This window comes from Sedimentisphaera salicampi (assembly GCF_002117005.1).
Lineage (GTDB): Bacteria > Planctomycetota > Phycisphaerae > Sedimentisphaerales > Sedimentisphaeraceae > Sedimentisphaera > Sedimentisphaera salicampi.
Map to the genome: position 1 here is coordinate 2,303,771 of NZ_CP021023.1, position 25,216 is coordinate 2,328,986.

24 protein-coding genes are annotated in these 25,216 nt (G+C 46.6%); 12 read left to right on the forward strand and 12 right to left on the reverse strand.

Going from position 1 to position 25,216, the window contains the following annotated elements; genetic code table 11:
* Positions 1-14 precede the first annotated feature (14 nt).
* Entirely contained in the window at positions 15-572 is a 558-nt protein-coding gene (locus tag STSP1_RS08700) for a hypothetical protein (RefSeq protein WP_085755968.1), read from the forward strand.
* Here the strand turns inward: STSP1_RS08700 and STSP1_RS08705 are convergent.
* The 10 genes from STSP1_RS08705 to STSP1_RS08750 all read right to left on the reverse strand — a co-directional run bounded on the left by STSP1_RS08705 (position 561) and on the right by STSP1_RS08750 (position 10,002).
* Positions 561-905: a hypothetical protein gene (locus STSP1_RS08705; protein ID WP_085755969.1), complete on the reverse strand. Its 345-nt coding sequence runs from the start codon at positions 903-905 to the stop codon at positions 561-563. The genes STSP1_RS08700 and STSP1_RS08705 overlap by 12 nt on opposite strands.
* Complete coding sequence (locus STSP1_RS08710; RefSeq protein ID WP_085755970.1) at positions 902-1,705, reverse strand: ABC transporter permease; 804 nt, start codon at positions 1,703-1,705, stop codon at positions 902-904. The genes STSP1_RS08705 and STSP1_RS08710 overlap by 4 nt, the downstream gene beginning before the upstream one ends.
* Before the next feature lies 1 nt (position 1,706).
* Positions 1,707-2,336, reverse strand: coding sequence for an ABC transporter ATP-binding protein (locus STSP1_RS08715; RefSeq protein WP_085755971.1), 630 nt, complete (start codon positions 2,334-2,336; stop codon positions 1,707-1,709).
* Positions 2,329-3,336 carry a riboflavin biosynthesis protein RibF gene (gene ribF / locus STSP1_RS08720; RefSeq protein WP_161491688.1) on the reverse strand — a complete coding sequence of 336 codons (1,008 nt, stop codon included), beginning with the start codon at positions 3,334-3,336 and terminating at the stop codon, positions 2,329-2,331. The genes STSP1_RS08715 and ribF overlap by 8 nt, the downstream gene beginning before the upstream one ends.
* Positions 3,333-4,388, reverse strand: coding sequence for a [FeFe] hydrogenase H-cluster radical SAM maturase HydE (gene hydE / locus STSP1_RS08725; RefSeq protein ID WP_085755973.1), 1,056 nt, complete (start codon positions 4,386-4,388; stop codon positions 3,333-3,335). The genes ribF and hydE overlap by 4 nt, the downstream gene beginning before the upstream one ends.
* Before the next feature lie 15 nt (positions 4,389-4,403).
* Positions 4,404-5,576 (reverse strand): rhomboid family intramembrane serine protease, encoded by a 1,173-nt coding sequence (locus STSP1_RS08730; RefSeq protein ID WP_085755974.1) that lies wholly within the window; start codon positions 5,574-5,576, stop codon positions 4,404-4,406.
* Between the two features lie 182 nt (positions 5,577-5,758).
* Complete coding sequence (gene mraY, locus STSP1_RS08735) at positions 5,759-6,904, reverse strand: phospho-N-acetylmuramoyl-pentapeptide-transferase (RefSeq protein WP_085755975.1); 1,146 nt, start codon at positions 6,902-6,904, stop codon at positions 5,759-5,761.
* A 3-nt stretch (positions 6,905-6,907) separates the two neighbouring features.
* Positions 6,908-8,296 (reverse strand): UDP-N-acetylmuramoyl-tripeptide--D-alanyl-D-alanine ligase, encoded by a 1,389-nt coding sequence (locus STSP1_RS08740; protein WP_085755976.1) that lies wholly within the window; start codon positions 8,294-8,296, stop codon positions 6,908-6,910.
* Positions 8,293-9,726 (reverse strand): UDP-N-acetylmuramoyl-L-alanyl-D-glutamate--2,6-diaminopimelate ligase, encoded by a 1,434-nt coding sequence (locus STSP1_RS08745; protein ID WP_085755977.1) that lies wholly within the window; start codon positions 9,724-9,726, stop codon positions 8,293-8,295. The genes STSP1_RS08740 and STSP1_RS08745 overlap by 4 nt, the downstream gene beginning before the upstream one ends.
* Positions 9,727-9,744: 18 nt before the next feature.
* Positions 9,745-10,002, reverse strand: coding sequence for a hypothetical protein (locus STSP1_RS08750; protein WP_085755978.1), 258 nt, complete (start codon positions 10,000-10,002; stop codon positions 9,745-9,747).
* Between the two features lie 274 nt (positions 10,003-10,276).
* Here STSP1_RS08750 and STSP1_RS08755 point away from each other — a divergent pair, with 274 nt between their 5' ends.
* From STSP1_RS08755 to STSP1_RS08770, 4 genes are all read left to right on the forward strand, one after another.
* Positions 10,277-10,768 (forward strand): division/cell wall cluster transcriptional repressor MraZ, encoded by a 492-nt coding sequence (locus STSP1_RS08755; protein WP_085755979.1) that lies wholly within the window; start codon positions 10,277-10,279, stop codon positions 10,766-10,768.
* A gap of 232 nt (positions 10,769-11,000) precedes the next feature.
* Complete coding sequence (gene rsmH, locus STSP1_RS08760; RefSeq protein ID WP_085755980.1) at positions 11,001-11,882, forward strand: 16S rRNA (cytosine(1402)-N(4))-methyltransferase RsmH; 882 nt, start codon at positions 11,001-11,003, stop codon at positions 11,880-11,882.
* 39 nt (positions 11,883-11,921) lie between these two features.
* Positions 11,922-12,713, forward strand: a complete 792-nt coding sequence (locus tag STSP1_RS08765) for a LysM peptidoglycan-binding domain-containing protein (protein ID WP_085755981.1) — start codon at positions 11,922-11,924, stop codon at positions 12,711-12,713.
* A 45-nt stretch (positions 12,714-12,758) separates the two neighbouring features.
* On the forward strand, positions 12,759-13,004 hold the full coding sequence (locus STSP1_RS08770) for a hypothetical protein (protein WP_085755982.1): 246 nt from the start codon (positions 12,759-12,761) through the stop codon (positions 13,002-13,004).
* A 195-nt stretch (positions 13,005-13,199) separates the two neighbouring features.
* Here the strand turns inward: STSP1_RS08770 and STSP1_RS08775 are convergent, their stop codons facing one another.
* Positions 13,200-15,038: a DUF5060 domain-containing protein gene (locus tag STSP1_RS08775; protein WP_226997476.1), complete on the reverse strand. Its 1,839-nt coding sequence runs from the start codon at positions 15,036-15,038 to the stop codon at positions 13,200-13,202.
* A gap of 586 nt (positions 15,039-15,624) precedes the next feature.
* Here STSP1_RS08775 and STSP1_RS08785 point away from each other — a divergent pair.
* The 4 genes from STSP1_RS08785 to STSP1_RS08805 all read left to right on the forward strand — a co-directional run bounded on the left by STSP1_RS08785 (position 15,625) and on the right by STSP1_RS08805 (position 19,315).
* Positions 15,625-16,236: a type IV toxin-antitoxin system AbiEi family antitoxin domain-containing protein gene (locus tag STSP1_RS08785; protein ID WP_085755984.1), complete on the forward strand. Its 612-nt coding sequence runs from the start codon at positions 15,625-15,627 to the stop codon at positions 16,234-16,236.
* Positions 16,233-17,150, forward strand: a complete 918-nt coding sequence (locus STSP1_RS08790) for a nucleotidyl transferase AbiEii/AbiGii toxin family protein (protein ID WP_085755985.1) — start codon at positions 16,233-16,235, stop codon at positions 17,148-17,150. Before STSP1_RS08785 ends, STSP1_RS08790 begins: the two co-directional genes overlap by 4 nt.
* 630 nt (positions 17,151-17,780) lie before the next feature.
* A complete protein-coding gene (locus tag STSP1_RS08800; protein ID WP_085755987.1) occupies positions 17,781-18,536 on the forward strand; it encodes a M48 family metallopeptidase in 756 nt (251 codons plus the stop codon).
* 152 nt (positions 18,537-18,688) lie between these two features.
* A complete protein-coding gene (locus STSP1_RS08805) occupies positions 18,689-19,315 on the forward strand; it encodes a corrinoid protein (RefSeq protein WP_085755988.1) in 627 nt (208 codons plus the stop codon).
* A gap of 71 nt (positions 19,316-19,386) precedes the next feature.
* On the opposite strand, the gene STSP1_RS08810 is transcribed toward STSP1_RS08805, so the two are convergent.
* Complete coding sequence (locus STSP1_RS08810; protein WP_085755989.1) at positions 19,387-20,748, reverse strand: PFL family protein; 1,362 nt, start codon at positions 20,746-20,748, stop codon at positions 19,387-19,389.
* 366 nt (positions 20,749-21,114) lie between these two features.
* Here STSP1_RS08810 and STSP1_RS08815 point away from each other — a divergent pair, with 366 nt between their 5' ends.
* From STSP1_RS08815 to STSP1_RS08825, 3 genes are all read left to right on the forward strand, one after another.
* Entirely contained in the window at positions 21,115-21,504 is a 390-nt protein-coding gene (locus tag STSP1_RS08815) for a hypothetical protein (protein ID WP_085755990.1), read from the forward strand.
* Between the two features lie 110 nt (positions 21,505-21,614).
* Complete coding sequence (locus STSP1_RS08820; protein ID WP_085755991.1) at positions 21,615-23,501, forward strand: DUF4914 family protein; 1,887 nt, start codon at positions 21,615-21,617, stop codon at positions 23,499-23,501.
* A 377-nt stretch (positions 23,502-23,878) separates the two neighbouring features.
* Positions 23,879-25,117, forward strand: a complete 1,239-nt coding sequence (locus tag STSP1_RS08825) for an IS256 family transposase (RefSeq protein WP_161491578.1) — start codon at positions 23,879-23,881, stop codon at positions 25,115-25,117.
* Positions 25,118-25,216 lie beyond the last annotated feature (99 nt).

A 25,216-nucleotide genomic window follows, 5' to 3' on the forward strand; every position in this document is an offset into this window, starting at 1 on the left:
AAGGAGTTTTTATTATGTATGAATCACCTTGGATTCTGATAATTGTTTCGGCAGCTGTCTTTGTGGCGGTATCGCTGTTCAGGATGTTTATGCCTGAGAAAAAGGCTTGGCATCAGCTTCTGATTCCCGTTGTTATCTTTGCCTCCGCTTTCATTGTTGATCTTTCCGTCGAGACAGACAGAGAGGCTATAAGCTCTGTAATCAGCGATACGAAGGAGGCTGTTGTAACCCGTGATATAGAGCTGCTCAAATCAGTTGTATCCAAAGATTACAGAGACCCCAGAAACGGAACGTATAACGGCCTTATATCGGTGTTTGAAAGATTTTTCAAGAGCCCTTTCTTGCGAGATTTGGATCTGCGGGGTGTTGAGATCACGCACGGAAAATCCAAGGGCAGCGTATCGGCTGCCGCCTTCTGCAAATTCGATCCGCAAAGCGAATATTCTTCTTATGCAGGTGTGGTGATTGTGGAAGGAAAGGCCAATCTGGAAAAGCAGGGCGGGCAGTGGAAGATTGTAAACGTGGATATAGACACAGTAAACAATCAGGACGTAAGCAATTTAGGCTTTTGAGACCGGTTCAAGCAGGTAGTTTTCGTCCTCAGCGGGGCTTATGCGGAAAATCCCGCTTAATATCCTGCCCTCAAACCTGAAATTTTCGTTGCTGAGCGGGGTGCATTCTCCCTCGTCCGCTCTGGCTGCATAGCCCTTGCCCTTATTTACAGGCCCTTCGTAGGTGAGGAATTTCTTGTCGTGGTCTTTGATTTTAGCGATCGTTCTGGCTCTCTGGCCTAAATCGCCGAGCTCTTCTAAGCGGTACGTCTCGAGATGGTCCTTCCTTTCGAGCATAAGATCGAAATGGTCATTAGTGTACGGGCATTTATGCTCAATAAGTACAAATCTCATTTATCAGGCTCTTTCAATACGTCCGGCTTGAGGTTATCGAACTTGTCAAACGTTGTAAGGGTGGTCAGTTTCAGGTTCAGATAGCCGGTGAAGGTCATAGTAATGAATATCGCAATCATTATAGCAATCTGATACTTAATCGCAGTCATCGGCATTGAACCTCCGAGGATCTGGCCTGTCATAACCCCAGGAAGCGATACAATCCCCACCGTAGCAATCACCGTAACCGTTGGTATCAGCGATGCCCTGAGAGCCTCGGCCATAAACGGTTTCATCGCCTCGTTTCGCGTTGCTCCCATCAAGAGATAACTCGAATAGAGCTTTCTGCTCTCTTCCATTTTTGTGTAGAACCGCTCAAGCACGAGCACATTCCCCCGCATAGAGTTCCCCAGTATCATACCGGTAAGCGGGATGAAATACCTCGCATCGTAGAAAGGCTCCGGCCTTACCACAAGCACAATCAGAAACGAGGCTACTGTAATCGTGGAAATCGCTATCCCCGCAAGCACGGGCAGGAAGAAGTATTTTTTCCGCAGGCCGGCGTTTGATGTAACGCTCAGATTGGCCGCAAGGAGCATCACCATAAGCCATGCCGTATTGAGCAGGAAATTATTGAACAGGAATATATACTTCAAAAAAATCCCAACGAGAAGAAGCTGGCCGGTCATACGCAATATCGCAATAACCACCCTTTTGGTGAGCCCGAGCTTATAGCGGACTATTATCGCAAGCGATGGAATAAGCAGGGCATACATAAAAATGAGCTTCCAGATTCCGATCTCTATCGCTCCGCCGTTCATATCAGGCCAGCCTCCCTTCTTTCATTGTGAGCTTTTCATCGCAGAAGCCGATCCAGTCCGGATCGTGGCTTACTGAAAGAACGGTATATTCATTCTCGTCCAAAAGACTCAGCAGCCTTTCCTTGCTTTCGGGGTCTAAGGCTGAGGTGGGCTCGTCCAGCAGAAGAACGTCTTTCTCAAGAAGGATCGCCCTTATTAGTGCAATTCTTTGCTTCTCTCCGCCTGAAATGAGTTTATTTTTCTTCAGGAGGATCGATTTGTCCAGCGCCAGTTTCTCAGCAAGCTGCTCCACTTTCTCCTGCGGGGGCTTTTTATCTTTGTTTGCCTTGAAGTCAAACGGCTTAAGCACCGCTTCGAGAGCTGTAGTGTTTCCGAGCTCCGGCTCCTGAGATACAAATCCGATCTTCCTTCTCAATTTGCCTACCGAGAAATGATCAATCTTTTCCCCTTCAAAGAAAATCTCTCCATCAAAGGCTGGGAGAATGCCTGCAATTGCCATAAGAAGAGATGTTTTCCCCGAGCCGGATGCCCCCGAGATTACATAACGCCTTCCCTTCTCGAAAGTGAAGCTTACGTTATCGAGGATCAAGGTGTCGGCGTTTTTTGCTGTAATATTTTTCAGCTCAATCATTGTATAGGCTCATTTTCTTTTCGGTGAGGATCGATTCTGCCTGACGGCAGTCTAAGCTTATCTGCTCTGAGAGTTTGTCCTTATCCGGGAAAACCCTCTGCTCTCGCAGCTTTGCGATAAAGTCCATAGCCATCCATCTGCCTACAAGTCCTTTTTCAAGCGTTTTGCTTTCTCTGAGCAGATGTGCTTCGGTGAGCGTTGGGTTGCCGTCTTCAAAAGTCCTTGCCCGCCCAATGCTGTAAACTGCGGGTTCAAGCTTCTGCTTGTCTATCCGGCATACCTCCTCGCGGCTTTCTCCAATCTGCACAAACCCTGCGTAAACCCCGTCTGAGGGGCGGATTTGGATCTTTGGGTTTATGTTAGCTGTAGGGAAGCCGATCTGTCTTCCGATTCCTCGCCCGCACACAACCTCTCCAATAAGGCGATAAGGGCGCCATAGAGCAGAGGCTGCATCTTCAACAAACCCATTCTCGAGAAAATCTCTTATCAGTGAGCTTGATACCCTTCGCCTGCCTACCGAGAATTCAAGCTCGGCAAGCTCTTCGCAGCAGGCCTTGAAGCCGTGGACTTCGCCGAGTTTTTTCAGTGTTTCTATATCGCCGCTCCTTGAGTATCCGAAGCGGAAGTCGCAGCCTTCCACTATCGCTGCCGGATTGAATCTGCCGGCAAGAAAGTCCTTAGCAAATTCCTCCGGCGGCATATTCAAAAGCTTTGTGCTGTCTGTAATCACGGCAAGCTCATCAACCCCTGCCTTTTCCAGCAGGTTCACCTTCATCTCAAGAGGCGTGATTATCTTAGGGGCCTTCTCGGGCTTGAGAAGGTAAACAGGGTGCGGCTCAAATGTTACAGCTGTAATCTTCTCTGTTCCTAATTCTTTTGCCGCCTCAAGGCATTTATTTATTATGTGTCTGTGGCCTCTGTGGATGCCGTCGAAATTGCCTATAGTGAGAATGCTTTTCGCTTTAGACTGGAAGCTTTCATCAACCTTAAAAACCTTCATTGCTGATACTCCCATTTCAATGTATGCCCGTGTGATAGATCCACAAGCCTTCCCGTTTCATCTGCGAGCTGCCTTACAGTGTCCACGGGATCCACCCCAGCCTCTGTAACGCATTTTTTGCCCGGATATATCTCATAGAGCTTCTTTACGTTTCCCGGGGTGAAGTTCGGCATTATCACATTAGCCCCAGACCTGAGGGCATCGAGCCTGTGGTCGCGGTCTGAGAAACTTGCGGTAGCCGTGGTTGCGGGCAGGTGTGTGTTTTTTGTAACGATTCGCGTAAGGGCGAGCATTTTCATCGTCATATCAAGGCTGCCGATTTTCTCTTCCCCAAGCTCAGTTTGTTTATGCGGTATGAAGAGCCCCATTCCGAGCATATCAAACCCGTATTTATTGAAGAATATGATGTCTCTTGCGAGTATTTGAGGGGTTTGTCCTTTCAGCCCCACAAGAGTTCCGCTGCCGGCCTGATAGCCGAGGTCTATCAAATCCTCAAGGCATCGGATCCTTTGTTCATAGCTCATATCAGGATGATACTTTTCATAAAGCTTTTTGTCTGATGTTTCAATCTTCAATAGATACCTGTCTGCGCCGGCGTCCTTCCAGAGTTTGTAAACCTCTCTCTCCCATTCTCCTGAGGAAAGTGTTACGGCAGCCCCGAATCTTTTCTTTATTTCGCTTACGATATCAGCTATAAAGTCCGGGCTTATATCAGGGTCTTCACCGCCCTGAAGGACAACGGTTTTTACGCCGCATTTGTGAATAATCTCTGCCGATTCGAGTATCTCGTTTTTATCAAGCCGGTACCGCTGTATAGAGTGGTTGTTTTTGTTCAGCCCGCAGTACAGGCAAGTGTTTCGGCAGTAGTTTGTGTATTCGATTATGCCCCGCACGAGGATTCCGTCCCCGCAATACTCCCGCCTCACCTCATCAGCAGCTCTGAAGATCTTCTGCATTTCAGTTTTATCTTCCACTGCCAGAAGTTCGGCAAGATCATTTTCCTGAGGGGTTTGAGTTTTTATCTTTTCTATTAAGCTGTCTATCTTTTCCATTTTATGCCTTCGGGGCTAAAGCTTCTTTTTAATCTTTTTGAGTTCATTGCCGCACATCTTTTTCTGCTCCGGTTCGGTGAGCTTTTTATATGCCTTTTCTAATTGTTTGGCAGCATTTTCAGGTTCATTGAGGTATCTGGAGTATAGAAGGCCGAGCATAAGTTCAATATGTTCGATGTATTCGTAGCTTGGGTAGTTCGCTTTGAAAATCTTATACGCCTTTTCGGCCTGTTCCGCTTTGCCCCTGCCCATCAGATTGTTTGCTATATCAAGCTGCTCTCTTTCCGGCAGCACGGTATTCTCTCTGTTCATAAGGCTTACGTACTGATCTGCTGCGTCCTTTATTTTGCCAACAGCGACAAGTTTGCAAATCTGCTGTTCTTTTTCATTAAGCCCGCTTTTATCTCCAGCGGTGTTACCGCTTACCTGCTCTGCTGCGGGCATACCTTTAGACGCCTGCATTTGATACTGAACGGAGTTTTTCAGGGCTCTGCCCCTTTTCCACCGCTTTATCATATAATGAAAATCTATACCTTCGCTCTTGAGCAGTCTGGTGATAAGCATTAAGCCTGTGATCACTACTCCGAAGGCGTATCCGGAAAGATGCGCATCATAGGCAACTTTCGAATTAACATAATTGGCCGGTATTACATTGTCAATCAGAACCATTTTCACAATGATAAACCAGAATGCTGGTATTGGGAAGGTGTAAAAGAAAACCAGCCAACCCATCAGCGTAATGTTGCTCCGCGGGTACAGGATCAGGTATGCGCCTGTAACCGCTGCTACAGCTCCGGACGCTCCGAGCATGGCGGTCTCATGCAGGTATGAATAGCCCAGTGCTGCGAATATCGCTCCGGAGATAAAAAAGCAAAGATAGCCTATATGTCCGAGCCGGTCGTTTATCTTGTTCCCGAATAGAAAAAGGAAAAACATATTTCCTGCTATATGAACTATATTTGAATGCAGAAAAGCATAGGTTATAAACTGCCATACCTTAGGCTGATCTGAATGAAGCACGAATGTGTCTGCCCAGGGCTTCAGCGGTTCAACAAACGTTTTATACCCGTACTTCACCTCCACAGGGGAGTATGTGGCCAGAAACACTGCAATGCAAACCGCTATGAGGAAATAGTTCATAAGCGGCGGCTTTGTTATCCTTACATCTGTTTTTATAGGTATAAACATTTTCTGCTTCTTTTATAACCGAGTTTAGGGAAAACATTCTATTACCCCCGCCTTCTGTTACAAGTGATTTCTCCGCAAAACTCCCATTCCGGCCCCTGCTGCGCAAGCCTGTTCAAACACATTTTCAGCGAAAGATAAAGCTGGCTGAAAGACGGCCGTTTTAATTCAATCGGCAGGGCGGATTATCTGATTTTCAGCGTAAGCATAGCGATAGCGGCGCAGATTATGCCGATAAGCCAAAACCGAACAACCACCTGCTCTTCTTTCCAGCCCTTGAGGTTGAAGTGGTGGTGCAGGGGAGCGCATTCGAATATCCGCCTTCCCTTGCCGAACTTGTGTTTTGTGTATTTAAAGTATCCCACCTGAAGCATAACGCTGAAAAGCTCCATCATAAAGACGCCGCCGATTATCAGAAGCAAAACTTCATTTCGAGTTACCAGCGCACCGTATCCGATAGCTGCCCCGAGCGGGAGCGATCCTGTATCGCCCATAAACACCATCGCAGGACTGCAATTGTACCAGAGGAAGCCGAGAATCGCCCCGAACATCGAGGCGAAAAACACCGAAAGCTCGCCGGCCTGCGGTATATGCGGCAGCAGAAGGTACTTCGCCCAGTACATATCACTGCCTCTGCCCATCTTCTCGCTCGCAACAAAACACAAAAACGCCAGCGAAGCGGCTACCACCGCCGTGCAGCCCGCAGCGAGACCGTCCATTCCGTCTGTAAGGTTCACTGCATTGCTTGTTGCGGTTATATAGCAGAATGCCAATATCACAAAAAGCCATACCGGCAGGTATATCCCCTGCTTGTAGAACGGCAGCCAGAGCATCGGCGCGTCGGGTATGTTTTCCAGATCGAAATATACAAACAGCGATACAAGAAGCGCTCCAGCTATCTGAAATATCGCTTTTTCGTGTGTGAGCAGTCCGTCTCGTGTTTTGCCCTTCTGCTTGAGCTTGAGCCAGTCGTCCACGCCGCCAAGCAGACCGAACCAGATCATAATGAACATTGCCTTGCGGATAAACGGATTATCCAGCCTTGCCCAGAGAAGTGTGCCGGCGAAGATTGAAAGCAGAATGATTATCCCGCCCATTGTGGGCGTGTTGCGTTTATTCTTCATGCACTCATTGAGAGCCTTTGTGTTGAAATCCGGCACGTCCTTTATCTTCATCGAAAGCAGCCATTTGATGATCCGCTTGCCGAAGATGAATGTTACAAGGAAGCTGGTTATCATTGCAAGCAGCCCGCGGAATGTTACCTCCTGATAGGCGTAGAAGCCTAATGATTCGAGCTGTTCTCTGAAGATGTTCAGTAAATGGAAGAGCATATTCTAACCCTTTGAATATGAGTTTATATTTTCAATTCTGCTTATTACAGGCTCTATCAGTCTCTCGAGCCGCATTGATCGCGAGCCTTTTATAAGCAGAGCTTCGTTTCCTCTCAGCTCCTCCAGAAGACTTCTCTCAAGGGCATCGTAATCCTCAAAAGCCATCCCGGCATCTGCCCCGAATCCCTCAAGCATACATTCAGCAAAATCGCCGAAGGCAAAAAGCTTGTCTGCACCGGAATCTCTGAGCTTCCTGCCTGCCTGAATATGAAGCTGCTCTGAGCTTTCTCCCAGCTCCTTCATATCGCCTGCAACAGCAATCTTAACCGCCTGCCTCTGCGCCGCAAGAACTTCTGCTGCATTAGCAAGTGAGCCCGGGTTCGAATTGTAGCAGTCGTTGATTACTGATGACTGCCTGCAGTGGATAATCTCGAGCCTTCCGCCTTCGGTTTTCAGTTTCCCTGCGGCTTTTTTAATTTGTTCATCGCTTAGCCCGCAACGGACTGCAGCAAGGCGGGCGGCTATAAAATTCTCGAGATTGCCTTTTCCCGGCAGCGGAATTTGGAACTGAGTTCCGCTGATTGTTATTTTAGAGCCCTTATAATTTATTTCAAAGCTTTCTATATCATTTTCTCTGCCGACAAGGGGGTTATTCAGCGAAAAGAATTGTATGTTTGCTGCATCACCGCGCAGGGCATCGATTAGCTCTTTCTGACTCTTGCAGATTAACATCCCGTTTGGTTTGAGCCCTTCAATTATAGAAGCCTTCTCTCTGGCAATGTTTTCCAGAGATCCGAATCCTTCAATATGTGCGGGCAGAACACACGTGATAATTGCTATATCCGGCCTTGCGATTCTGGAAAGCTTTTCTATCTCCCCCACAGCGTTCGTGCCTGCCTCGAGAACGAGGAATTCATCATCTTTCTCTGCATTAAGTATGCTTATCGGAAGGCCGATCTGGTTGTTGAAGCTTTTCTCTGCTCCGCTTGTTTTGCGGTATTGCGAGAGGATTGTCTTTAGCATCTCGCGGGTGGTGGTTTTGCCCGCAGAGCCTGTAACAGCGATTACCTTTGCGTTTATCCTGTCGCGCCAAGCCGAGGCGATTTTCCCCAGAGCAGCAGTTGAGTTTTCTGCAAGGATTATATTGTGCTTTTTCTCTCTCAGTTTGCGTGCGGTTTCGGGATTATCTAATACAGCCGCAGATGCGCCTTTGCTGAGGGCCTCTTCTGCGAAGCGGTTTGCATCGAAATGTTCGCCTTTTATTGCGATGAAGCAGTCGCCGGAAGTGATTTTTCGTGAATCAATGCAGAAGCGGCGAATCTGGATTTCATTCACCCTTCTCGAAGTTCTGTCTCCAACTATATCTGCCAGTTCACTAAACGAGAACATCATCTTTCCATAATATTTTCTGCTGTTTTTTTGTCGCTGAAATCCCGCCTGCCTTCGGCGTTTTCCTGATATTCCTCGTGTCCCTTGCCCGCTATAATCACAGTATCTTCCGGACGGGCAAGGCTGATTGCCTTTTCAATCGCAATTTTTCTGTCTGACAGCCTTAAAACGTGTTCAAGCGAGGAAAACCCTTCGCTGATTTGATCGAGTATTGTCTCGGGATCTTCTTTTCGCGGATTATCGTTTGTAATAATCGATATATCCGAATACTTCTCGCTAACCTTCGCCATACGAGGCCTTTTGGTTTCGTCCCTGCAGCCCCCGCAGCCGAAAACGGTAATCAGCCTGCCTTCAGTGATTGGGCGAAGTGTTTGAAGCACGTTTTCCAGAGCGTCATCGGTATGGGCATAATCCACGAACACGTTCGGCCCTCTCTCATTGGGCACTCTCTCGAGCCTGCCCTTCGGCGGCCTGCATTTTTTCAGCCCTTCAGCTATTTGCCCTAAATCCAGCCCCGCAGACAGAGCTAACCCCGCAGCGGCGAGCTGATTGCTTATATTGAACTTGCCTGCTAACTGCGTTTCCACGGTAAATTCCCTGCCTTCCCAGCAGAGCAGGTAACTGGTGGAAGAGGGCGAAATTTTTATTTCTTTTGCCGCTAAAACCCCTTCATTGCTGTTTTTCAGCGAATACCCTATCATTCCGCACTCCAATTCTTCTGCAAGCTCCCTGCCTTCCGGAGAGTCGAGATTTATTACTCCGCTGGAAATTGGCGGAGTGTGGTGGAAGAGCTTTTTCTTGGCCGCGAAATAATTATCAAGGGTTTTGTGATAGTCTAAATGTTCGCCGGAGAGGTTGGTGAAAGCAGCGGCTTTGATATTTATGCCGGCAAGTCTTTCCTGGTCGAGGGCATGGCTGCTTGCTTCAATGCAAACTGCTTTACCCCCGTTTTCTGCTGTTATTTGCAGCATCCGGGATAAAGTCTCGGCAGGAGGGGTGGTCATAAACGCATGGCTTTTCCCCTCGCTCCCGCATAAGTCGTTCCATACCGTTCCAATCAGTCCGGTCTTTATTCCAGCTTGCTCCAAGAGCTGTTTGGTAAGCGAGGCAACGGTTGTTTTTCCGTTAGTGCCGGTAACAGCGAGGCAGCACAGTTTTTCCGAGGGGTTTCCGCAGGCAAAGTTGGAAAGGATTCCAAGAGCCTCACGAGAATTCTCTGTTTTCAGTGCGGGAAGGTTAGCGGGTAGATTCCCGTTTTGATAAACAATAAAGCCTGCCCCATTTCGGGCTGCCTGAGAGATGTAATTATGTCCGTCTGCCTTAACGCCCTTAACTGCAACAAATAAATCTCCCTCCTGCACCTCACGGGAATCGCTTGTTACCCTGAGTTTGGCGCTTGAAGCGAGATATTTTATTGCAGGCGATAAGTCCATTTCACACACACAGCTTTGCTAAACGAGTTTCGATATGCACCTTGCCAGCTCGCCGAGATCTCGTTCTTCGAGGATATATTTAAGCTGAGCAGGTTTTATTTCTAATTTCTTGAGCTGAGTTTCAGCTTTCTTCCAGAGGCTTGCTTGTTTCTTTTCTGATTCACAGATATAAAGCTCTGAAACAATCTCCTGGAGCTTTTGGAGCGCTATTGTGTCGAGGTTTTTGTAGTAGTTTTTGATAATATTCTTTTGATGCTGTGAGTAGCCCCTGGCCATAAACGAATCCCCGGTCCGAGTTTCAAATAAGTTAAGTTTAACCCTTTTGAGTGGTATTGTACTGTTTTGAGTGGATATTGGAAGGGTAAATATTGGCAAAAAATGAAAATTTTAATGTGAAAAGTGAAAGCAAATGGAAAAATTTTTAATTTTTTTGGAAATTTTTCTTGATTCGACAAATTTACAAGGTATATTCTAATATTGAACCAACACCTTTATTAAGGTTTGGTTGTAGCGGCAGCCGAAAACTTCTTATTAAAAGGAAGACGAAAAATTGGCTTTTTTATCCGGAGAATACGATCATAAGATAGATCCCGAATCCAACAGGGTCAGCCTGAAGGTTGAGCTCAAGAAGATGCTCAGCGATACCGGCTTCACCGGGACCTACTACCTTACCCTCGGAGAGCGGGGGGTTCTCTGCCTCTATCCTGAAAAGGTTTACGAGCATTTCGTTTTCAAAGGCGCTCCCAAAACTGAAGGGGGCGAGGTGAAAGACGATCAGATCGTAGCCTATGAGAGGATGAATTTCGGTTTTGCCACAAGGTGCGAGTTCGATAAACAGGGACGTTTGCTTATCCCCCAGAGGATAAGGCGAAGAGCAGTGCTGGGAACGGATATAGTGATTGTGGGTGTGAACGATCATCTCGAAATATGGGATCCGGACAGATGGGAAGCCTATGCAGAGCAGATGCTTCCGGTTCACAATCAGCAGCACGGAGGCGCAAGGAAAGCCGCCTTCGAGGAAGCTTTGTCCAGAAATTTGTGATTTAGAAAATCGCTCATGGATGGTTCGTCGGTCAGGAGGACCATTTTTAGTTCTTTGAAAACGATATAACTCAGGATGTGAAAGCCGGCAGGAAATCATAGAGGCAAGGATTAGCCTTTTGTTAAGATTTTTTCTGCAATAGCCTTTGATTTAGATTCAATTAGCAGTACAATTCTTCCTCAGGACGAGATGGAATTTACTCTTTAACCAAAAGGCAAAAAGCAGAAAGTATATGTCGGCAAAACACATACCGGTTCTTGCAGAAACTCTTCTTCAGTGGATAAGCATAGGAAAGGATGCTGTTTTTGTTGACTGTACTCTCGGGCACGGAGGCCACGCTTATCTTATCTCGAAGAAGCTTAGCAGCAGTGGTATGATTATAGGCTTTGATGTAGACCAGAAGAGCCTTGATTATTCAGCAGATGTCCTTGCCGGTGCCGAGTGCAGGGTAGCGCTGGTGAAAAGCAATTTTTGCCGGGTTAAGGATAACCTCCATCGGTTGGGCCAAGCAAAGGCTGATTTGATTTTCGCTGATCTGGGATTTTCCTCCGGACAGGTGGAAGACCCCGATAGGGGAATGAGCTTTCAGAATAATATGCCTCTGGATATGAGGCTCAATGAAGACATTGAGATTACCGCTGCGGATATAGTTAACACTGCGCCGGAGGAAGAGCTTGCTGATATAATCTATCAGTATGGCGAGGAAAGGGCTTCAAGGAAGATTGCCCGGCTGATATGCCAGAGAAGGCAGCACCAGAAGATAACCTCCACAGGCCAGCTTGCCTCGCTGACGGCAAGGGTAGTTAGAACCGGCGGAAAGCAGCACCCGGCAACCAGAACCTTTCAGGCTCTCAGGATAGCGGTGAACGATGAATTGGGTGTTCTTGAAAAGCTTCTGCAAGATGCGCCGGAGATTTTGAAACCGGGCGGGCAGGTTGCAGTGATAAGCTTTCACAGCCTCGAGGACAGGATTGTTAAACAGAACTTTAAAGAAAATAAACAGGCAGGTATTTACGAAATTGTAACGAAAAAGCCTCTGACTGCTTCTGAAGGCGAGGTGAGGGAGAATCCCCGCAGCAGAAGCGCCAAGCTGAGAATTGCGAAACGAGTTTGATTTCTTTAGCGCAGCAGCAGTTTCAGAGAGGGTATAGATATGTCAGGAAAAGAAAAAACGGGTTTACTCATAGCTTTCGCAGTGGTAGCGGGAGTATGGATCGCTGTGCAGGGCGCATCCCCGCGTCCGGAGGGTATATTTTCACAGCAGGAAAGCGAAGGGATTCTGCCCTTTCAAACGCAGAAAGTGGTAGTGAAAGATGCCGACGTGCTGGACTCTGCAAAAGATGCTGTGATGGTGATTTCCGGCCCGGAGGCAGCCGCCCAGCCAGAGCCTGCCAAAAAGAAAGAAACTGCTTCTTTTGCCTCGAATAAGAAAGAGGCTGAGAAAATCGTTGCAACTAAAGAGAATCAGAAAAGGGCGGCCAAAAGCGTTGAAGACGTTATAAAAAATAATCGTAAGCAGGTCGTTAGATACAGGTCTTATGAGGTTAAGAAAGGCGAGAGCCTCAGCAAAATTGCTGTAAAGATATACGGCAAAGGAGACCTAAGCGAGAAGGTGGAAAAGATTTACTCGGCAAACAAGGATGTGCTGAAATCCAAGAACAATGTTATTGCAGGCCAAGAGCTCAAGATTCCGCCGGATAATGAGCTTTCTGATTCTGACAGTCTCAAAAAGCTTGCGAAAAATCATTCCGGCAGCCTCGAATACACACAAGCAGGCTCTTCAAAAAGGACCTACGTCGTAAAAGATGGAGACAGCCTCTGGAAGATTGCCAAGAAAAAGCTCGGAAAGGGAAGCAGATATCGGGAGATTATCAAGCTCAACAAGGATAAGGTCTCTAACGATAAGACCCTCAAGCCGGGAGTTCAGATCCTTTTGCCGAGCTGAGTTTGCGCGTTAAATGTTTTCCGCAGGTTTTGGGATATAATTATTATGCGGCTTTTCAGGTTTTTGTTTTTTATAATCACGCTCACAGCTTCTATGCTTGCTGTGGTTAATCTCCGCACAATCAACTCCCAGCAGTATTATCTGTGCAGGCGGAATGTCGTTAAAATAGAAAAGCTTCGAAACGACCTAACAGACCAGCGCATCGAAATTGAGCGGATGATAAACCCCAAAGCGGTGAAGCAGGCCGCAAAACCTTCAGGCACCGAAGACAGCTCATCAACAAGCCAATGAGGCAAGCCTATACAGCGAAATCGCTTTATATCCATTTAAGCCTTCACACACGCCTTATGCTGATTATGAACGCCGCATTGGTTTGCACCTAAGAACACCCTTCCCTGCTTTGGACTCCAATTGTAAAAAATGTTTTACTCCGTGAAATCGGTGTAATATGTGGGTTTATATCTTCCGTCCAGTTTAATCCGCGGATCAGTTTTCTCCCGCCCAATCATACAGAAGGAGGATTCCGTCTTTGCTCCATGGCGACTTGAACTTCAGCTCTCCGCCTTTGTGGTTTTCTATGTCGCTGAGGATTTCCCATTCACCGGTCTTTGAGTTCATCCAGCCTGCCTTGTAGAGCTTTTCGGCTGGGGCTTTCACGCTAAATTCTTTCGCAGTCATTGCCTGCACTACCAAGCAGTTTTTCCCTGCTTTGTCTTTCCCGCTGAGGCATCTGTTCGGTGCGGCCGCCAAATCCTCCCTGCACCGCATATTCTCCACTGGCAAAGCCTTCCTGCCAGAATCATTCTCTGCCTTGAAGAATTCAACAGCAACCCGGCAGCAGTCCCAGAAGGCGTCTCTGCTGCGGAAATCTTGGCAGGTTAGGTCTGAGTGGGCGTGTTTATAGCCGAAGTACCATTCATTCCCCCAGCCCCCGGCCATAAGCGTCCCCCAGAGGGCGTTGCGTCTTGCATCTTGATGTGAGCTGCCTGCATCGTTATCCGGCCTGAGGGCATGCTGGGCATCTCCGGGTTCATCACAGGCAACCGCCCAAACCTTCCCTGCTTTCTTCGCTCTTTCGATATAGTTCTTAACTCTCGAATAGACGTTTCTGAAATCCGGTTTGTTAGTCTGCACAGACATCCCCGTAAGCCTTGAGCCCTCGCCCATAAGGTCGTGGTGCGGATTGCCCATATTATGGATTACAATATGATGATGATACGGGTCGTTCTTATAGAAGAATTCAGCCCAGCTCTTTTTCTGGCTTGTGGAGGCATTGTTTATCTCCTCGCCGAGATTCCAGTTCAGGGCGAGGTGGTGGCTGAATCTCGCTATAAGCTCACGATAGTAGAGCCTTCGCTGAGGGCCTAAATCCCCGCCGTCCAAGAGCAGTTCGTTTTCTGTTTCCTGCGTTTTGAAGTGCAGAAACATACCCTTCTTATCTGCATATTCGAAAACAATCTCCCACTGCTCTAACCTCGAACAGTCCAGCCTGTATCGCTCGTTGTAGTCGGTGTATGGGAATACGTTCCTGTCGTCGCCTTTGATATTCATCGGGATAAATGAAAATGCGTTGAGACCTTCGCTTGCGAGGTAGTTTATCGCTCCGATTATTTCTGTTCCCTTTTTGTCCTGCCAGTATGGCTCGCCTGCGTTCCAGTCTTTCTCGTGGGGAGCCCAGCTCTTCACTAAGTGATCCTTTCGCCCGTCTGATTTGAAATTCCCGTCGAAATCTTCGTAGGCAAGGAAGTTTTCAGGGGCATCTGCACCCTGTTTGATGAAGTATTCGCCAGTGCCAGCGAATTTCAGGAATGTTTTGCCAACGTATTCGAGCCTCCCCTTCCCGCGAAGGTCTCTGCCTGCCTTATCCGACGGCTCTACTTTGAATTTGCCTGAAATTCCGTGATAAGGGGCAAGGGCAGCCCCCGCCTCAGGATCTTCCGATACCGCTGCATTTTTCCCTTTGCGGAATGAAATCTCGTATCTCCATTGGCCGGACTTATCGGGGCATAGGTGCGCACGCCATATATTCCCGCCCTTTGCTGAGGAGTTGGCGGCATTCCCGTCTGCGGCGAAATACCCGGGAACCCTGTATTCAAGCCCGCTTTTTTCGTGCGTGAACACAACATCCATTCTGTAATCGGTGAACGGATTCGGCTCGCCCTGTTCGCTCGCATCTGGGCCTTCGAGCGTTAATGTGGTCTTGTGCCACTGCAAAAGCCTTTCGGGGCTGTCAAACGGGCCGGTTATTTCCGGTGCGGCAGCGGCAAAATTGCAAACCATCAAAACAGAAGCGGCGAATAGTCTGAAATTCCTTAAAAACAGCATAAAATCAATCTCCAAGTTTAATGCGTATTTCTGGAAATATTAACCTGCCAGTCCATAATGTCAAATGGCTCCAATCCATAGCAAAGCACAGGTGTGCGACAATATTTTTTGGCAAAGCTTTTTAAAGCCGAATCTATCCGCTTGCTCCCGTCCGCCTTCGGCGGACTCCACGCACGGCTCTGATTATCGTTAGTATTAGGCGGCGATTAAACGATACGAAATATTTAAACTGAGCCACGCATGAAGGCCCGCCGCAGGCGGGACGCTCGCGATGGTTCGCCCCTGCTCGCCAACAAAACCCGCAGACAAAAAATACTTAGCGAGTTTCCGGATAATATAGACAGCAATAAATTCTGCAAAGCATTGCAGCATGATGATTTGCATTTTGCTCAGAAAAATTGTCGCACACAAGCACAGTCCCTTCCCAGACAAAATTGTAACTGTAACGCTGTATTATTAGCCCAACGCCCTGCCTCTCTTGGGTATCCTGAAAAACAAGAGAATAAGTATTTGACAATGCCTGCCGATGTGGATAATATTACAACCACTATAGAATAATTGGTTGTATGTTTTTCAGAGGAAGCTGATGTATACCAGCAAAGAAAAAATAGAACAGGCTAAAAAAGTCTTCAAAAACCAAGGAGGAATTATGCGTACCTCCGAGGCCATAAAGCATGGCATTCATCCAAGAACGCTTTATTTTATGCGCGACCATAATTACCTAGATGTTCTGGCAAGAGGGGTATTCAGGCTGGCAGAGCTTGAACCTGTGGATTATCAGGATATTGTAACAGTAGCCTCAAAAGTTAGATCCGGAGTAATTTGTCTTATCTCTGCTCTTTCATTTCATGAAATTACAACTCAGATACCGCATGAGGTTTATGTGGCCATAAGCCGCAAAATGTCTTATCCTAGGCTGGAATATCCGCCTGCCCGATTTTTTAAATTTTCTGAAAAGTCATTTAAGGCTGGTGTTGATATTCACAAAATCAGCGGCATTGATGTGAAAATATATTCCCCAGAGAAAACCATTGTCGATTGCTTCAGATATCGAAATAAGATAGGGATGGAGGTGGCCATGGAAGCTCTTAAACTCTGGCGAAGGAAAAAGAACGCTAACATTCGCAATGTAATGGAATATGCCAGAATCTGTCGGGTATATAACGTAATCAAACCCTATATAGAGGCAACACTGTGAGCCAAAAGAATCTAAAGAATGTTGCAGCTTCCATCAGACAGCGGTTGTTGAATAAAGCAAAGGAAAGCTCTCGACCATTTAATGAACTTCTGCAATATTATGCTTTGGAAAGGTTTTTATATAGGCTCTCTATTTCAAAATATGCTGATAATTTTATTCTCAAGGGTGCTTTGCTTTTTGCAGTTTGGCGGCAATCTCAAATCCGTTCTACTGCAGATATCGATCTTCTCGGGAAAATCAGTAATGAACCGGAGGCGATAATAAATGTTTTCCAAGATATCTGCAAAGTAAAAGTCGAGAACGATGGGGTTCGATTCGATGATTCAAGTGTTACTGCTGAGCAAATAACTGTCGATGCTGATTACCAAGGAGTTAGAGTGCAGCTGTATGGATACCTTGGTACTGCCAGGATACGAGTGCAGGTTGATATCGGTTTTTCTGATGTCATTACGCCTGCACCGGAAAGATATAACTATCCTTCAATACTCGATTTATCTGAGCCAAAGTTGAACTGCTATAATAAGGAAACAATGATAGCAGAAAAATTACAGGCGATGACAAAACTTGATATTCTTAATAGTAGAATGAAAGATATTTATGATATATGGATACTGTCAAGGCGGTTCGAATTCGATGGAGCATATCTCCAAAAATCTATTATAAATACTTTCAAGCAGCGTGAAACCGAAGCTACAGAAAATGTTGCAATCTTTACAGAACGCTATTCTCAAAATGAGGAAAAACTGCAGCAGTGGCGTGGATTCGTCAGAAAATCTAAGGTTTCTGATGTCCCTAAAGACCTGAGCTATATTACCGGCGAAATTAAAATCTTCATACAACCAGTGCTGGTTTCTATAATAAACAATGTAGATTACAAGAAGACATGGAATCCTGAATTGCAAAAATGGCGATAACCTATGAACATATTCATAATCACTCTTGTACAAGATAAATTTTGAAAAGTGAACAGAAAGGTATATACGGGTCAGCCTGATCCTTGGATTTATATCCCTTCTGCCTCGGTGTGCGACAATATTTTTTGGCAAAATGCAAATCATTATGCTGCAATGCTTTGTAGAATTTATTCCTATCTATATTACTGAGCCAGTCCGCCTGCGGCGGAAAACTCGCTAAGGATTTTTTGTTTGCTGGTTTTGTTGGCAAGTAGAGGCGAACCTGCGCGATCGTCTTGCCTGCGAAGCGTGAAAATTCGGCGGAAAAAACTTATACCTATTGCTTCTCATTGCCTTTTGTCCACTTATTTCGTCCGCCGTAGGCGGACTTCATGCGTGGCTCTGATTGTCGTTAGTATTCCGCAGCGATTTTACAAAGCGAACCATTTAAACCGAGCCGCACGTGGAGGCCCGCCGTAGGCGGGCCGGAACAAGCGGATAGATTCAGCTTTAAAAAGCTTTGCCCAAAAAAATTGTCGCACACCTGCCTCGCGCTCATTCAGTTTAGCCTTGATAAAGAAGTTTTTTGCTTGATAATAATGGTATGAGATTAAACATTTTTCCAAAGCAGAGAATAAACGGGGAGGTAAAATGGCTGGCTTTATAGGCAATCTGGCTTACGGGCTCGGCAGGAAGCTCGGCCCGAAGTTCCGCAAGGCAAGATGGCTCTACAAAACGATGTCTGAGGGGAGCAAGGAGAGCATTAAGGCAGAGTATGAGCTTGGGCTCGATATATACAGCGAGGTAGCCGAAAAGCTCACGCTCAACAAAAATGCCAGCTTTACCCGTCTTTTGAAGGGTATAGGTACAAAGCTGGGGAGTAAAGTGTCGGATAAAAACTGGCGATTCCATTTCTACCTCTACTCCGACCCAACACCAAACGCCTTTGCTATCCCTGGGGGATTTGTCTTCGTTGCAGACAGCCTCATAGACCTCTGCGGGGCAGACAAAAATGAGCTCGCATTTATCCTCTCCCACGAGATGGGGCACGTGGTTAAGCGGCACTGCTTCCACAGAACGATAAACGAATACGCAGTTAATACGCTCAAAACCGTGCCGGCTAAGGGGAAATTCGCCCCGATTATCAAAAATGCAGGCCTCGATTTCTTCATCAAAAACTACAGCAGAAAACAGGAGATGCAGGCCGACGAATTTGCTGTGTATCTCTCTTATGCCTCGGGCTTCAATCCTGCCGCTGGAGCGAGGATGATGAAGGCTCTGGGCGATAAAAATCCCGCCAGAGATGATTATATGAAATATTTCTCCACTCATCCCCCTCATAATGAAAGAATTGTGCATATCCTTTCCATCTGCAAGAGGATTACCAAAAAAAGCAAAGCAACTTAGTGCAAAATGTAATTTTTCTGCTCTCAACTTGCAATAATATGCTTTTTTTGTTTTTCTTTTAACAAAATTTTGCTGTAACCCTTGCTATATTCCGCTTTCTCCCCTAATATATCATACGGATATGTTAATTTTTATTTTTAAGAGGTATTTATATGGCAGATTTACAAGCGTTGGCTGACGCCATTATCGGCGGCGATCAAAGCACCGCAGTAAATGTTACTAAAGAAGCAATCGAAGAAGGCATGGGGCCTGATGAGGTGCTTAATAACGGTCTTGTTGCAGGTATGGCTGTAGTTGGTCGGAAGTTTAAGAACAACGAGGTGTATATCCCTGAGGTCCTCATTGCAGCAAGAGCGATGAAGGGAGCTATGGAGCTGCTCGAACCTGAGCTGGTTAAATCCGGCGTAGAGCCGAAAGGTACTGTAGTGATCGGTACTGTTCAGGGCGATTTGCACGATATCGGCAAGAATCTTGTAGCTATGATGCTCAAGGGTGCCGGGTTCAATGTTGTTGACCTCGGCGTTGACTGCTCGCCTGATAAGTACGTTCAGGCAGCCAAGGAGAGCGGAGCGGAGATCGTTGCAATGAGCGCACTGCTGACAACGACAATGCCTGCAATGGAGAAGGGCGTTAAGGCGATGAAAGATGCCGGCTTGGACTGCAAGGTAATGATAGGCGGAGCACCTGTTACGCAGGGCTTTGCAGATAAAATCGGCGCAGACGGCTATTCAGAAGATGCCGCAAGCGCTGTTGATTTGGCAGAGGAATTAATAGCATAAAAATTTTCAATAGCCTCCTTGAAAATGCAAAGGGCGAGCCGGATAAGGTTTCGCCCTTTGTTCATTTAAGGCTAATTCCGCAGTGCTTTTATCGGCGCGGGGATTCTTCCAGCTCTTTCTATAAAGGCGGGGGAGGCCTCCATCGGAACTCTCATTATCGGGGCTCTTCCGAGCAGCCCGCCAAAATCCACGCAGTCTCCCTCTTTCATCCCGGGAACTGGAATCACCCGTACGCCTGTGGTTTTGTTGTTTGCTACACCGATCGCCAGCTCATCAGCTATCACTGAGCTCAGCACTTCTGCCGGCGTATCTCCGGGCAGGGCAAACATATCCAGCCCCACCGAACAAACAGAGGTGAGCGCTTCGAGCTTTTCGAGATTCAAAGCTCCCTGTTCCACTGCCCTTATCATCCCGAGGTCCTCGCTTACGGGAATAAACGTGCCGCTCAGCCCGCCTACGTTGCCCGAGGCCATCGCTCCGCCTTTCTTTACCGCATCAATCAGAAGAGCAAGAGCAGCAGTGCTGCCGGGCCTGCCCATCCTGCTCACTCCCATCGCCTCAATAATCTCCGCCACAGAATCACCTACAGCGGTTGTGGAGGCCAGTGAGATATCAACGATTCCGAATTCAACTCCGAGCATCTTCGCCATCTCTTTGCCGGTAAGCTCGCCTGCCCGGGTAATCTTGAAAACCGTGCGTTTTATCACTTCCGAGAGCTCTGTGAGGCTGCAGTCTGGATTCTCCGCTACAACCGCCCGCACAACTCCCGGCCCGGATATCCCAATATTGAGCGAGCAGTCCGGCTCGCCTACGCCGTGATTTGCCCCTGCCATAAAAGGATTGTCTTCAGGCACATTCGCAAACACCACAAACTTCGCGCAGCCTATGCCGTCTTTGCCCTTTGAAGCGAGTTTTTTGAGCATCTCGCCCGTGTCTTTGATGGCGGTCATATTCATACCTGCAAGCGTTGAGGCGAGGTTGAAAAATCCGCAAACCCTGCTGGTCTGGTTTAAGGCTTCGGGCATTGCCTGCATAAGCAGTCTGTCCGCCTTGGTCATCCCTTTCTGCATAAGCCCGCCGAATCCGCCGATGAAATCGATGTCTGCCTTCTCTGCCGCTTTGTCGAGCGTTTTGGCGAGGCTCACTGCCGATTCTGTTTTCGAAGGCAGCGGCTCCAGAAGAATCGAGGCGGGGGTTATAGAGATGCGTCTGTTGATAATCGGGATTCCGTATCTGGCTTCAAGCTCGTCTGCGTATTTGTTGAGCCTGCTGCCCATTTCAACGATCCTCTCGTATATCAGGGCGTTCATCTCGTTCTGGTCTCGGCTGATGCAGTCTTTGAGGTTTATCCCGAGAGTAACAGTTCGGATATCGAAGCTGTACTCTGCGGTCATTTTTACGGTTTCGTAAACTTCTTCTACTGATATTCTCATTTTATCTCCAGCGGGTGAATTTTCATTATAATCTAAAGCATATTATTATCGCTTTTTCGCTGGATTTTTAAATCTATTTATAAGGCAAGTTTTTGTGGCTCGTGGCAGAGCTGCAAGTCCGCCTGCGGCGGATGGCAGAGTGGCAGAGTAGAAAAATCATTACTGAAAAATTAGCGGGGATTAGTGGCTGAAATATCTCAGTGCAGCTCAGCGGCTGAAAACGGCTTTGCCAAAAAATAATGTCGCACACCTAAATTCTCTGCCGCAAATATTTTGCTTGACAAAGTACAAATGCGGACATACAATAGCTCGGTTTTTGTCTGAAAAGTCAGGGACTACCTTTGAAAATAATTTATGGGCTGATAAATGGTTAAGTATTTGAAAAATAACTGCTCGGTATCTGCAGGAGAAAGTCCCTTTTCAATTACTTTAGCTGCTTTATACATAATCATTTGCGGCAGCTCCTTAATCTATTATTTGCAGCATTTTATTTTCAATGAAGGTTTTAGTGTATTTTTCCTGAAGCCTGCCCTTTGCCTTGGTTTTTTTGCGGCCTCGCTGCTTTATTTTTTTTGCCCAAAACCGGCTTTAAACGGGCTGCTGGTGCTTAGTTTAATTGCAGCAGCTGCTTGTTTTTTAATCCAAAACAGTGCCGGATTAGTTTTTCACACCATTGCTTTTATGGTATTCTCTCATAATAAAAAACTTTTCACCCGATTGAAAATAATGAACAGAAAAACTGTTAATCGAAGATGATAAAAATGCTGCACTTCAGATTTTATTCTGAAGAGTAAAAGTGGTGCTGTTCTTAATTGATGCAAACAAATATTAAACGAGACTAATGTTTATATAGAAGGGATGTAAGAATGCCTAATAAATTACCAGACAATTTAACACTGCCGGAAAAAACAAAGGATTTGCTTGAAAATGCAAAATCAGTCAGCTTTGCTGCAACAATCAAGGATTTGGAAGATCTTTCCTGCGGTAAAAGCAGTAATAATGAGTGGACAGTTTCATACACCCTTCCTGACGGCAGAGAAGTTGAAGAAGCAAATGTAGCGCGGGTAAAAAACGGGATTAGTGCAAATTACACTGAAGCATATATGCGTCGTCGTGATCCAGATTGCATGGTAGTAGCAGATGACAATCCGACTGACAAGCCGCGTTTTGATGAACGCTTTGGCTGCTCATTCGATAAGCTCCGCGAGGAAACTTTTGAATGGATGAGAAGTCAAGATTTGGCGGTATTCGCATTAGAAATGGGCTCTGATGGTCTTGGAGGCGATGCTTTGGCGATCTGCCCTGCAAATGCAGGTTTCTTTGCCTTTGGGCTTGGCCTGCTGCAGGGGGTTATGGATTTGAACAAGACTGACCGTGTGTTCGAGCCCTCGTTCATTATTTATGTTGCACCGCCGTTCAGGCATACACATTTTGACGGTCATCAGGTGGTAGTTCACAACCGTGTGGATGTCCATGAGATGTTCTCTTACAATCTTTATCCAGGCCCAAGTGCTAAAAAGGGTGTTTACGGTGCGCTGATTAACAAAGGTGCCCACGAGCAGTGGGTAACTGCTCATTGTTCAGCAGTACAGGTGATAACGCCTTACGACAATATGGTAACATTTATGCATGAAGGTGCCAGCGGCGGAGGCAAGAGCGAAATGCTCCAGCAGCCCCATCGTTTGCCGGACGGGCGAATACAGATCGGGAAAAATCTGGTTACCGGCAAAAAGAAATTTCTGGAGATTCGCAGAACCTGTGAGCTGCATCCTGTCTGCGACGATATAGCTCTGTGTCATCCGTCTATTCAGAGAAATGACGGCAAGCTTCGGATTATGGATGCAGAAAACGGGTGGTTCGTTCGTGTAAATCATATTACCGACTACGGCACTGACCGAGACCTTGAGCATCTTACAGTATCTCCCCCAAGCCCGCTTTTATTTCTGAATATAGATGTAGTAGCCGGAGGTACGGCCTTGATATGGGAGCATCTCTACGATGAACCCGGAGTTCCCTGTCCTAATCCGCGGGTTATACTCCCGCGTCAGGTAGTTCCTGATGTAGTCAAAGACGATGTTTCAGTAGATATACGATCATTCGGCGTTCGTACGCCTCCGTGCACTAAAGAAAAACCCAGCTACGGGATTATAGGACTTTTCCACATACTTCCCCCGGCACTGGCATGGCTTTGGCGTTTGGTTGCCCCAAGGGGGTACTCTAATCCAAGCATAGTCGATGAGGGTGCTATGAGCAGTGAAGGTGTAGGCAGTTACTGGCCGTTTGCTACCGGCCGCAAGATTGATCAGGCAAATCTGCTGCTCAAGCAGTTTGTAACTTCAACTAAGACCCGCTATATACTCACGCCAAACCAGAACATTGGTGCATGGGAGACCGGCTTTATGCCGCAATGGCTCGCGAGGGATTATCTGGCTCGACGAGGCCATGCAAAATTCAATTCTGATCAGCTTGTCCCCTCAAGATCCCCGCTGCTTGGCTATGCCCTTGACAACGTCCGTATAGAAGGCGTAAACGTTCAGCGCGGAATGCTTCAGGTAAACATTCAGCCTGAGGTGGGGACAGAGGCTTACGACAAAGGCGCCGAGATTCTAACCGAATTCTTCCATCAGAACATTAAGAGTTTCCTTCAGCCCGAGTTAGACCCGCTGGGAGCCAAGATTATCGACTGCTGCCTTGAAAACGGAACAGTAAAAGATTTTGAACAGTTTATTCAAACTGATATCTTTCGTGAATAAAGGCCGTATGAAATCAGGGCAGTCCCTCGTTTTGGAAACGTAAACGGCTTCTCGGCAAGTGTTTGCATACTCAAAACAGGGTATGCCCCTGATTGTTTTCTCGGCGATTGCACGTTTCGCCCCGTCCGCAGCGGCTAACAGCTAATCCCCGCTGATTTTGACTGATTTCTTTAAGATTAGCACGTACCGGGCTCAGGCCTAAGATAGTAGCGGGAAGGCATTATCAGATTACGTAGAATGCGGAGTGAAAAAAGCCGCCACCCGGCGCATCTGAAGAGACCGTCCCAATTAGTGTGTCTAAAGAAAAAGGGATTCCTTTTCTAAGCTATATGCTTAGTATGTTAAAAAAAAGTCAAATTAAACAAAAAGGAACCCCTATGAAAAGGAATTATAACACAATTTTGGAAAAAGCGGTTGAAGATTTTCTTGCCCACAGCGGGAAAAGTTTGGAAGATGCAATTCGGATTACATTCGAGACTATTCTCAAAGCCGAGCAGGATGAATTTTTGGGTTACGTCAACGGCTGCCGGAAAGACAAATCCACGAGCAACAAGCGTAATGGTTACCGTCAGGCTTTAGTCCAGGGATTGCAATCCACTTTCAGGATAAACATTCCCCGAGATCGTCTTGGTAATTTTCAGCCATTTTTTCTTGATCTGTTAAATTCTCAGAGAGGCAAATATGATAATTTAGCCTTTAGGTTATACAGCAAAGGCCTTACGACTCGAGAGATCGAAGAGATTTTCCAGGAGCTTTTCGAGCAAAATTACTCCAAGAGCAGCATATCTCGCATAACCTCGAATTTCACAGAATACCGCAAGCTCTGGCAGAACAGGCCGCTGGATGAAGACTGGTACATCATTTACATTGATGCGGTAAAGGTAAAGCTTCGCAGGGACAAGGTTTCCAATGAATCGATGTACGTTGCTTTAGGGCTAAAGGAAGACCTAAGTCGAGATGTATTAGGTGTTTACAATATACCAGAAGAGAGCAGCGAAGGCTGGCATTCAGTTCTTAAAGACCTCAAAGAGCGTGGAGTAAAGAAGGTTCTTTGCTTTGCTGCAGATGGTCTAAAGGGTTTGTCGGAAACTGTGAGCAGGGTTTATCCTTCAAGCGATTTTCAACGTTGTCTTATTCATAAGCTTCGCAATGTACTCAGCAAGGTTCGCCAAAATGACAAGAAGGAAGTTGCCTCAGATTTCAAAGCGGTCTTCAAGCTTGAAGATGGCAGCTACCGTTTAGAAGATGGTAAATGCGAGCTGGATAAATTTGTGAAGAAATGGGCAAAGAAGTACAGCAGTTTTGAGAATATTTTCCCTGAGCAGGAGAGGGATGATTATTTCACATATTTGAAATATCCGACTAAACTGCATCGTATGATGTACACCACCAATTGGATAGAGGCTCTTAACAGGATAATCAGGAGAACCGTTAAAATACGCTGCAGCTTTCCTACAGAAGAAAGTGCGTTGAATCTGATCTGCGCCCGTTTAATGGAGCACAGTGAGACGAAATTGATGAGGTATAAAGTTACGAGTCTGTTTGCATGCAAGGATGAACTTGATACAATGGCAAAAGAAAGGCGGAAAATTTCACCTCAGGGTACCCTGAGGTGAAATAAGGAGCTAAGCATAAATGCTGAAAAGATCCTTCAGACACACAATTTGGGACACTGCCCATCTGAATACCGGTTGGCGGCTAAAGGTCAGCTCTTG

Excerpts from the sequence above, each read along its gene's own strand:
- STSP1_RS08740 (WP_085755976.1), bottom strand. The coding sequence starts at position 8,296 with ATGATGTTCTCGTTTAGTGAACTGGCAGATATAGTTGGAGACAGAACT.
- ribF (WP_161491688.1), bottom strand. The coding sequence starts at position 3,336 with ATGAAGGTTTTTAAGGTTGATGAAAGCTTCCAGTCTAAAGCGAAAAGC.
- STSP1_RS08805 (WP_085755988.1), top strand. The coding sequence starts at position 18,689 with ATGGCAGATTTACAAGCGTTGGCTGACGCCATTATCGGCGGCGATCAA.
- mraY (WP_085755975.1), bottom strand. The coding sequence starts at position 6,904 with ATGCTCTTCCATTTACTGAACATCTTCAGAGAACAGCTCGAATCATTA.
- STSP1_RS08745 (WP_085755977.1), bottom strand. The coding sequence starts at position 9,726 with ATGGACTTATCGCCTGCAATAAAATATCTCGCTTCAAGCGCCAAACTC.
- STSP1_RS08750 (WP_085755978.1), bottom strand. The coding sequence starts at position 10,002 with ATGGCCAGGGGCTACTCACAGCATCAAAAGAATATTATCAAAAACTAC.
- STSP1_RS08705 (WP_085755969.1), bottom strand. The coding sequence starts at position 905 with ATGAGATTTGTACTTATTGAGCATAAATGCCCGTACACTAATGACCAT.
- STSP1_RS08770 (WP_085755982.1), top strand. The coding sequence starts at position 12,759 with ATGCGGCTTTTCAGGTTTTTGTTTTTTATAATCACGCTCACAGCTTCT.
- STSP1_RS08785 (WP_085755984.1), top strand. The coding sequence starts at position 15,625 with ATGTATACCAGCAAAGAAAAAATAGAACAGGCTAAAAAAGTCTTCAAA.
- STSP1_RS08810 (WP_085755989.1), bottom strand. The coding sequence starts at position 20,748 with ATGAGAATATCAGTAGAAGAAGTTTACGAAACCGTAAAAATGACCGCA.
- STSP1_RS08775 (WP_226997476.1), bottom strand. The coding sequence starts at position 15,038 with ATGCTGTTTTTAAGGAATTTCAGACTATTCGCCGCTTCTGTTTTGATG.
- STSP1_RS08700 (WP_085755968.1), top strand. The coding sequence starts at position 15 with ATGTATGAATCACCTTGGATTCTGATAATTGTTTCGGCAGCTGTCTTT.
- STSP1_RS08710 (WP_085755970.1), bottom strand. The coding sequence starts at position 1,705 with ATGAACGGCGGAGCGATAGAGATCGGAATCTGGAAGCTCATTTTTATG.
- STSP1_RS08765 (WP_085755981.1), top strand. The coding sequence starts at position 11,922 with ATGTCAGGAAAAGAAAAAACGGGTTTACTCATAGCTTTCGCAGTGGTA.
- STSP1_RS08730 (WP_085755974.1), bottom strand. The coding sequence starts at position 5,576 with ATGTTTATACCTATAAAAACAGATGTAAGGATAACAAAGCCGCCGCTT.
- rsmH (WP_085755980.1), top strand. The coding sequence starts at position 11,001 with ATGTCGGCAAAACACATACCGGTTCTTGCAGAAACTCTTCTTCAGTGG.
- STSP1_RS08825 (WP_161491578.1), top strand. The coding sequence starts at position 23,879 with ATGAAAAGGAATTATAACACAATTTTGGAAAAAGCGGTTGAAGATTTT.
- hydE (WP_085755973.1), bottom strand. The coding sequence starts at position 4,388 with ATGGAAAAGATAGACAGCTTAATAGAAAAGATAAAAACTCAAACCCCT.
- STSP1_RS08715 (WP_085755971.1), bottom strand. The coding sequence starts at position 2,336 with ATGATTGAGCTGAAAAATATTACAGCAAAAAACGCCGACACCTTGATC.
- STSP1_RS08815 (WP_085755990.1), top strand. The coding sequence starts at position 21,115 with ATGGTTAAGTATTTGAAAAATAACTGCTCGGTATCTGCAGGAGAAAGT.
- STSP1_RS08820 (WP_085755991.1), top strand. The coding sequence starts at position 21,615 with ATGCCTAATAAATTACCAGACAATTTAACACTGCCGGAAAAAACAAAG.
- STSP1_RS08800 (WP_085755987.1), top strand. The coding sequence starts at position 17,781 with ATGGCTGGCTTTATAGGCAATCTGGCTTACGGGCTCGGCAGGAAGCTC.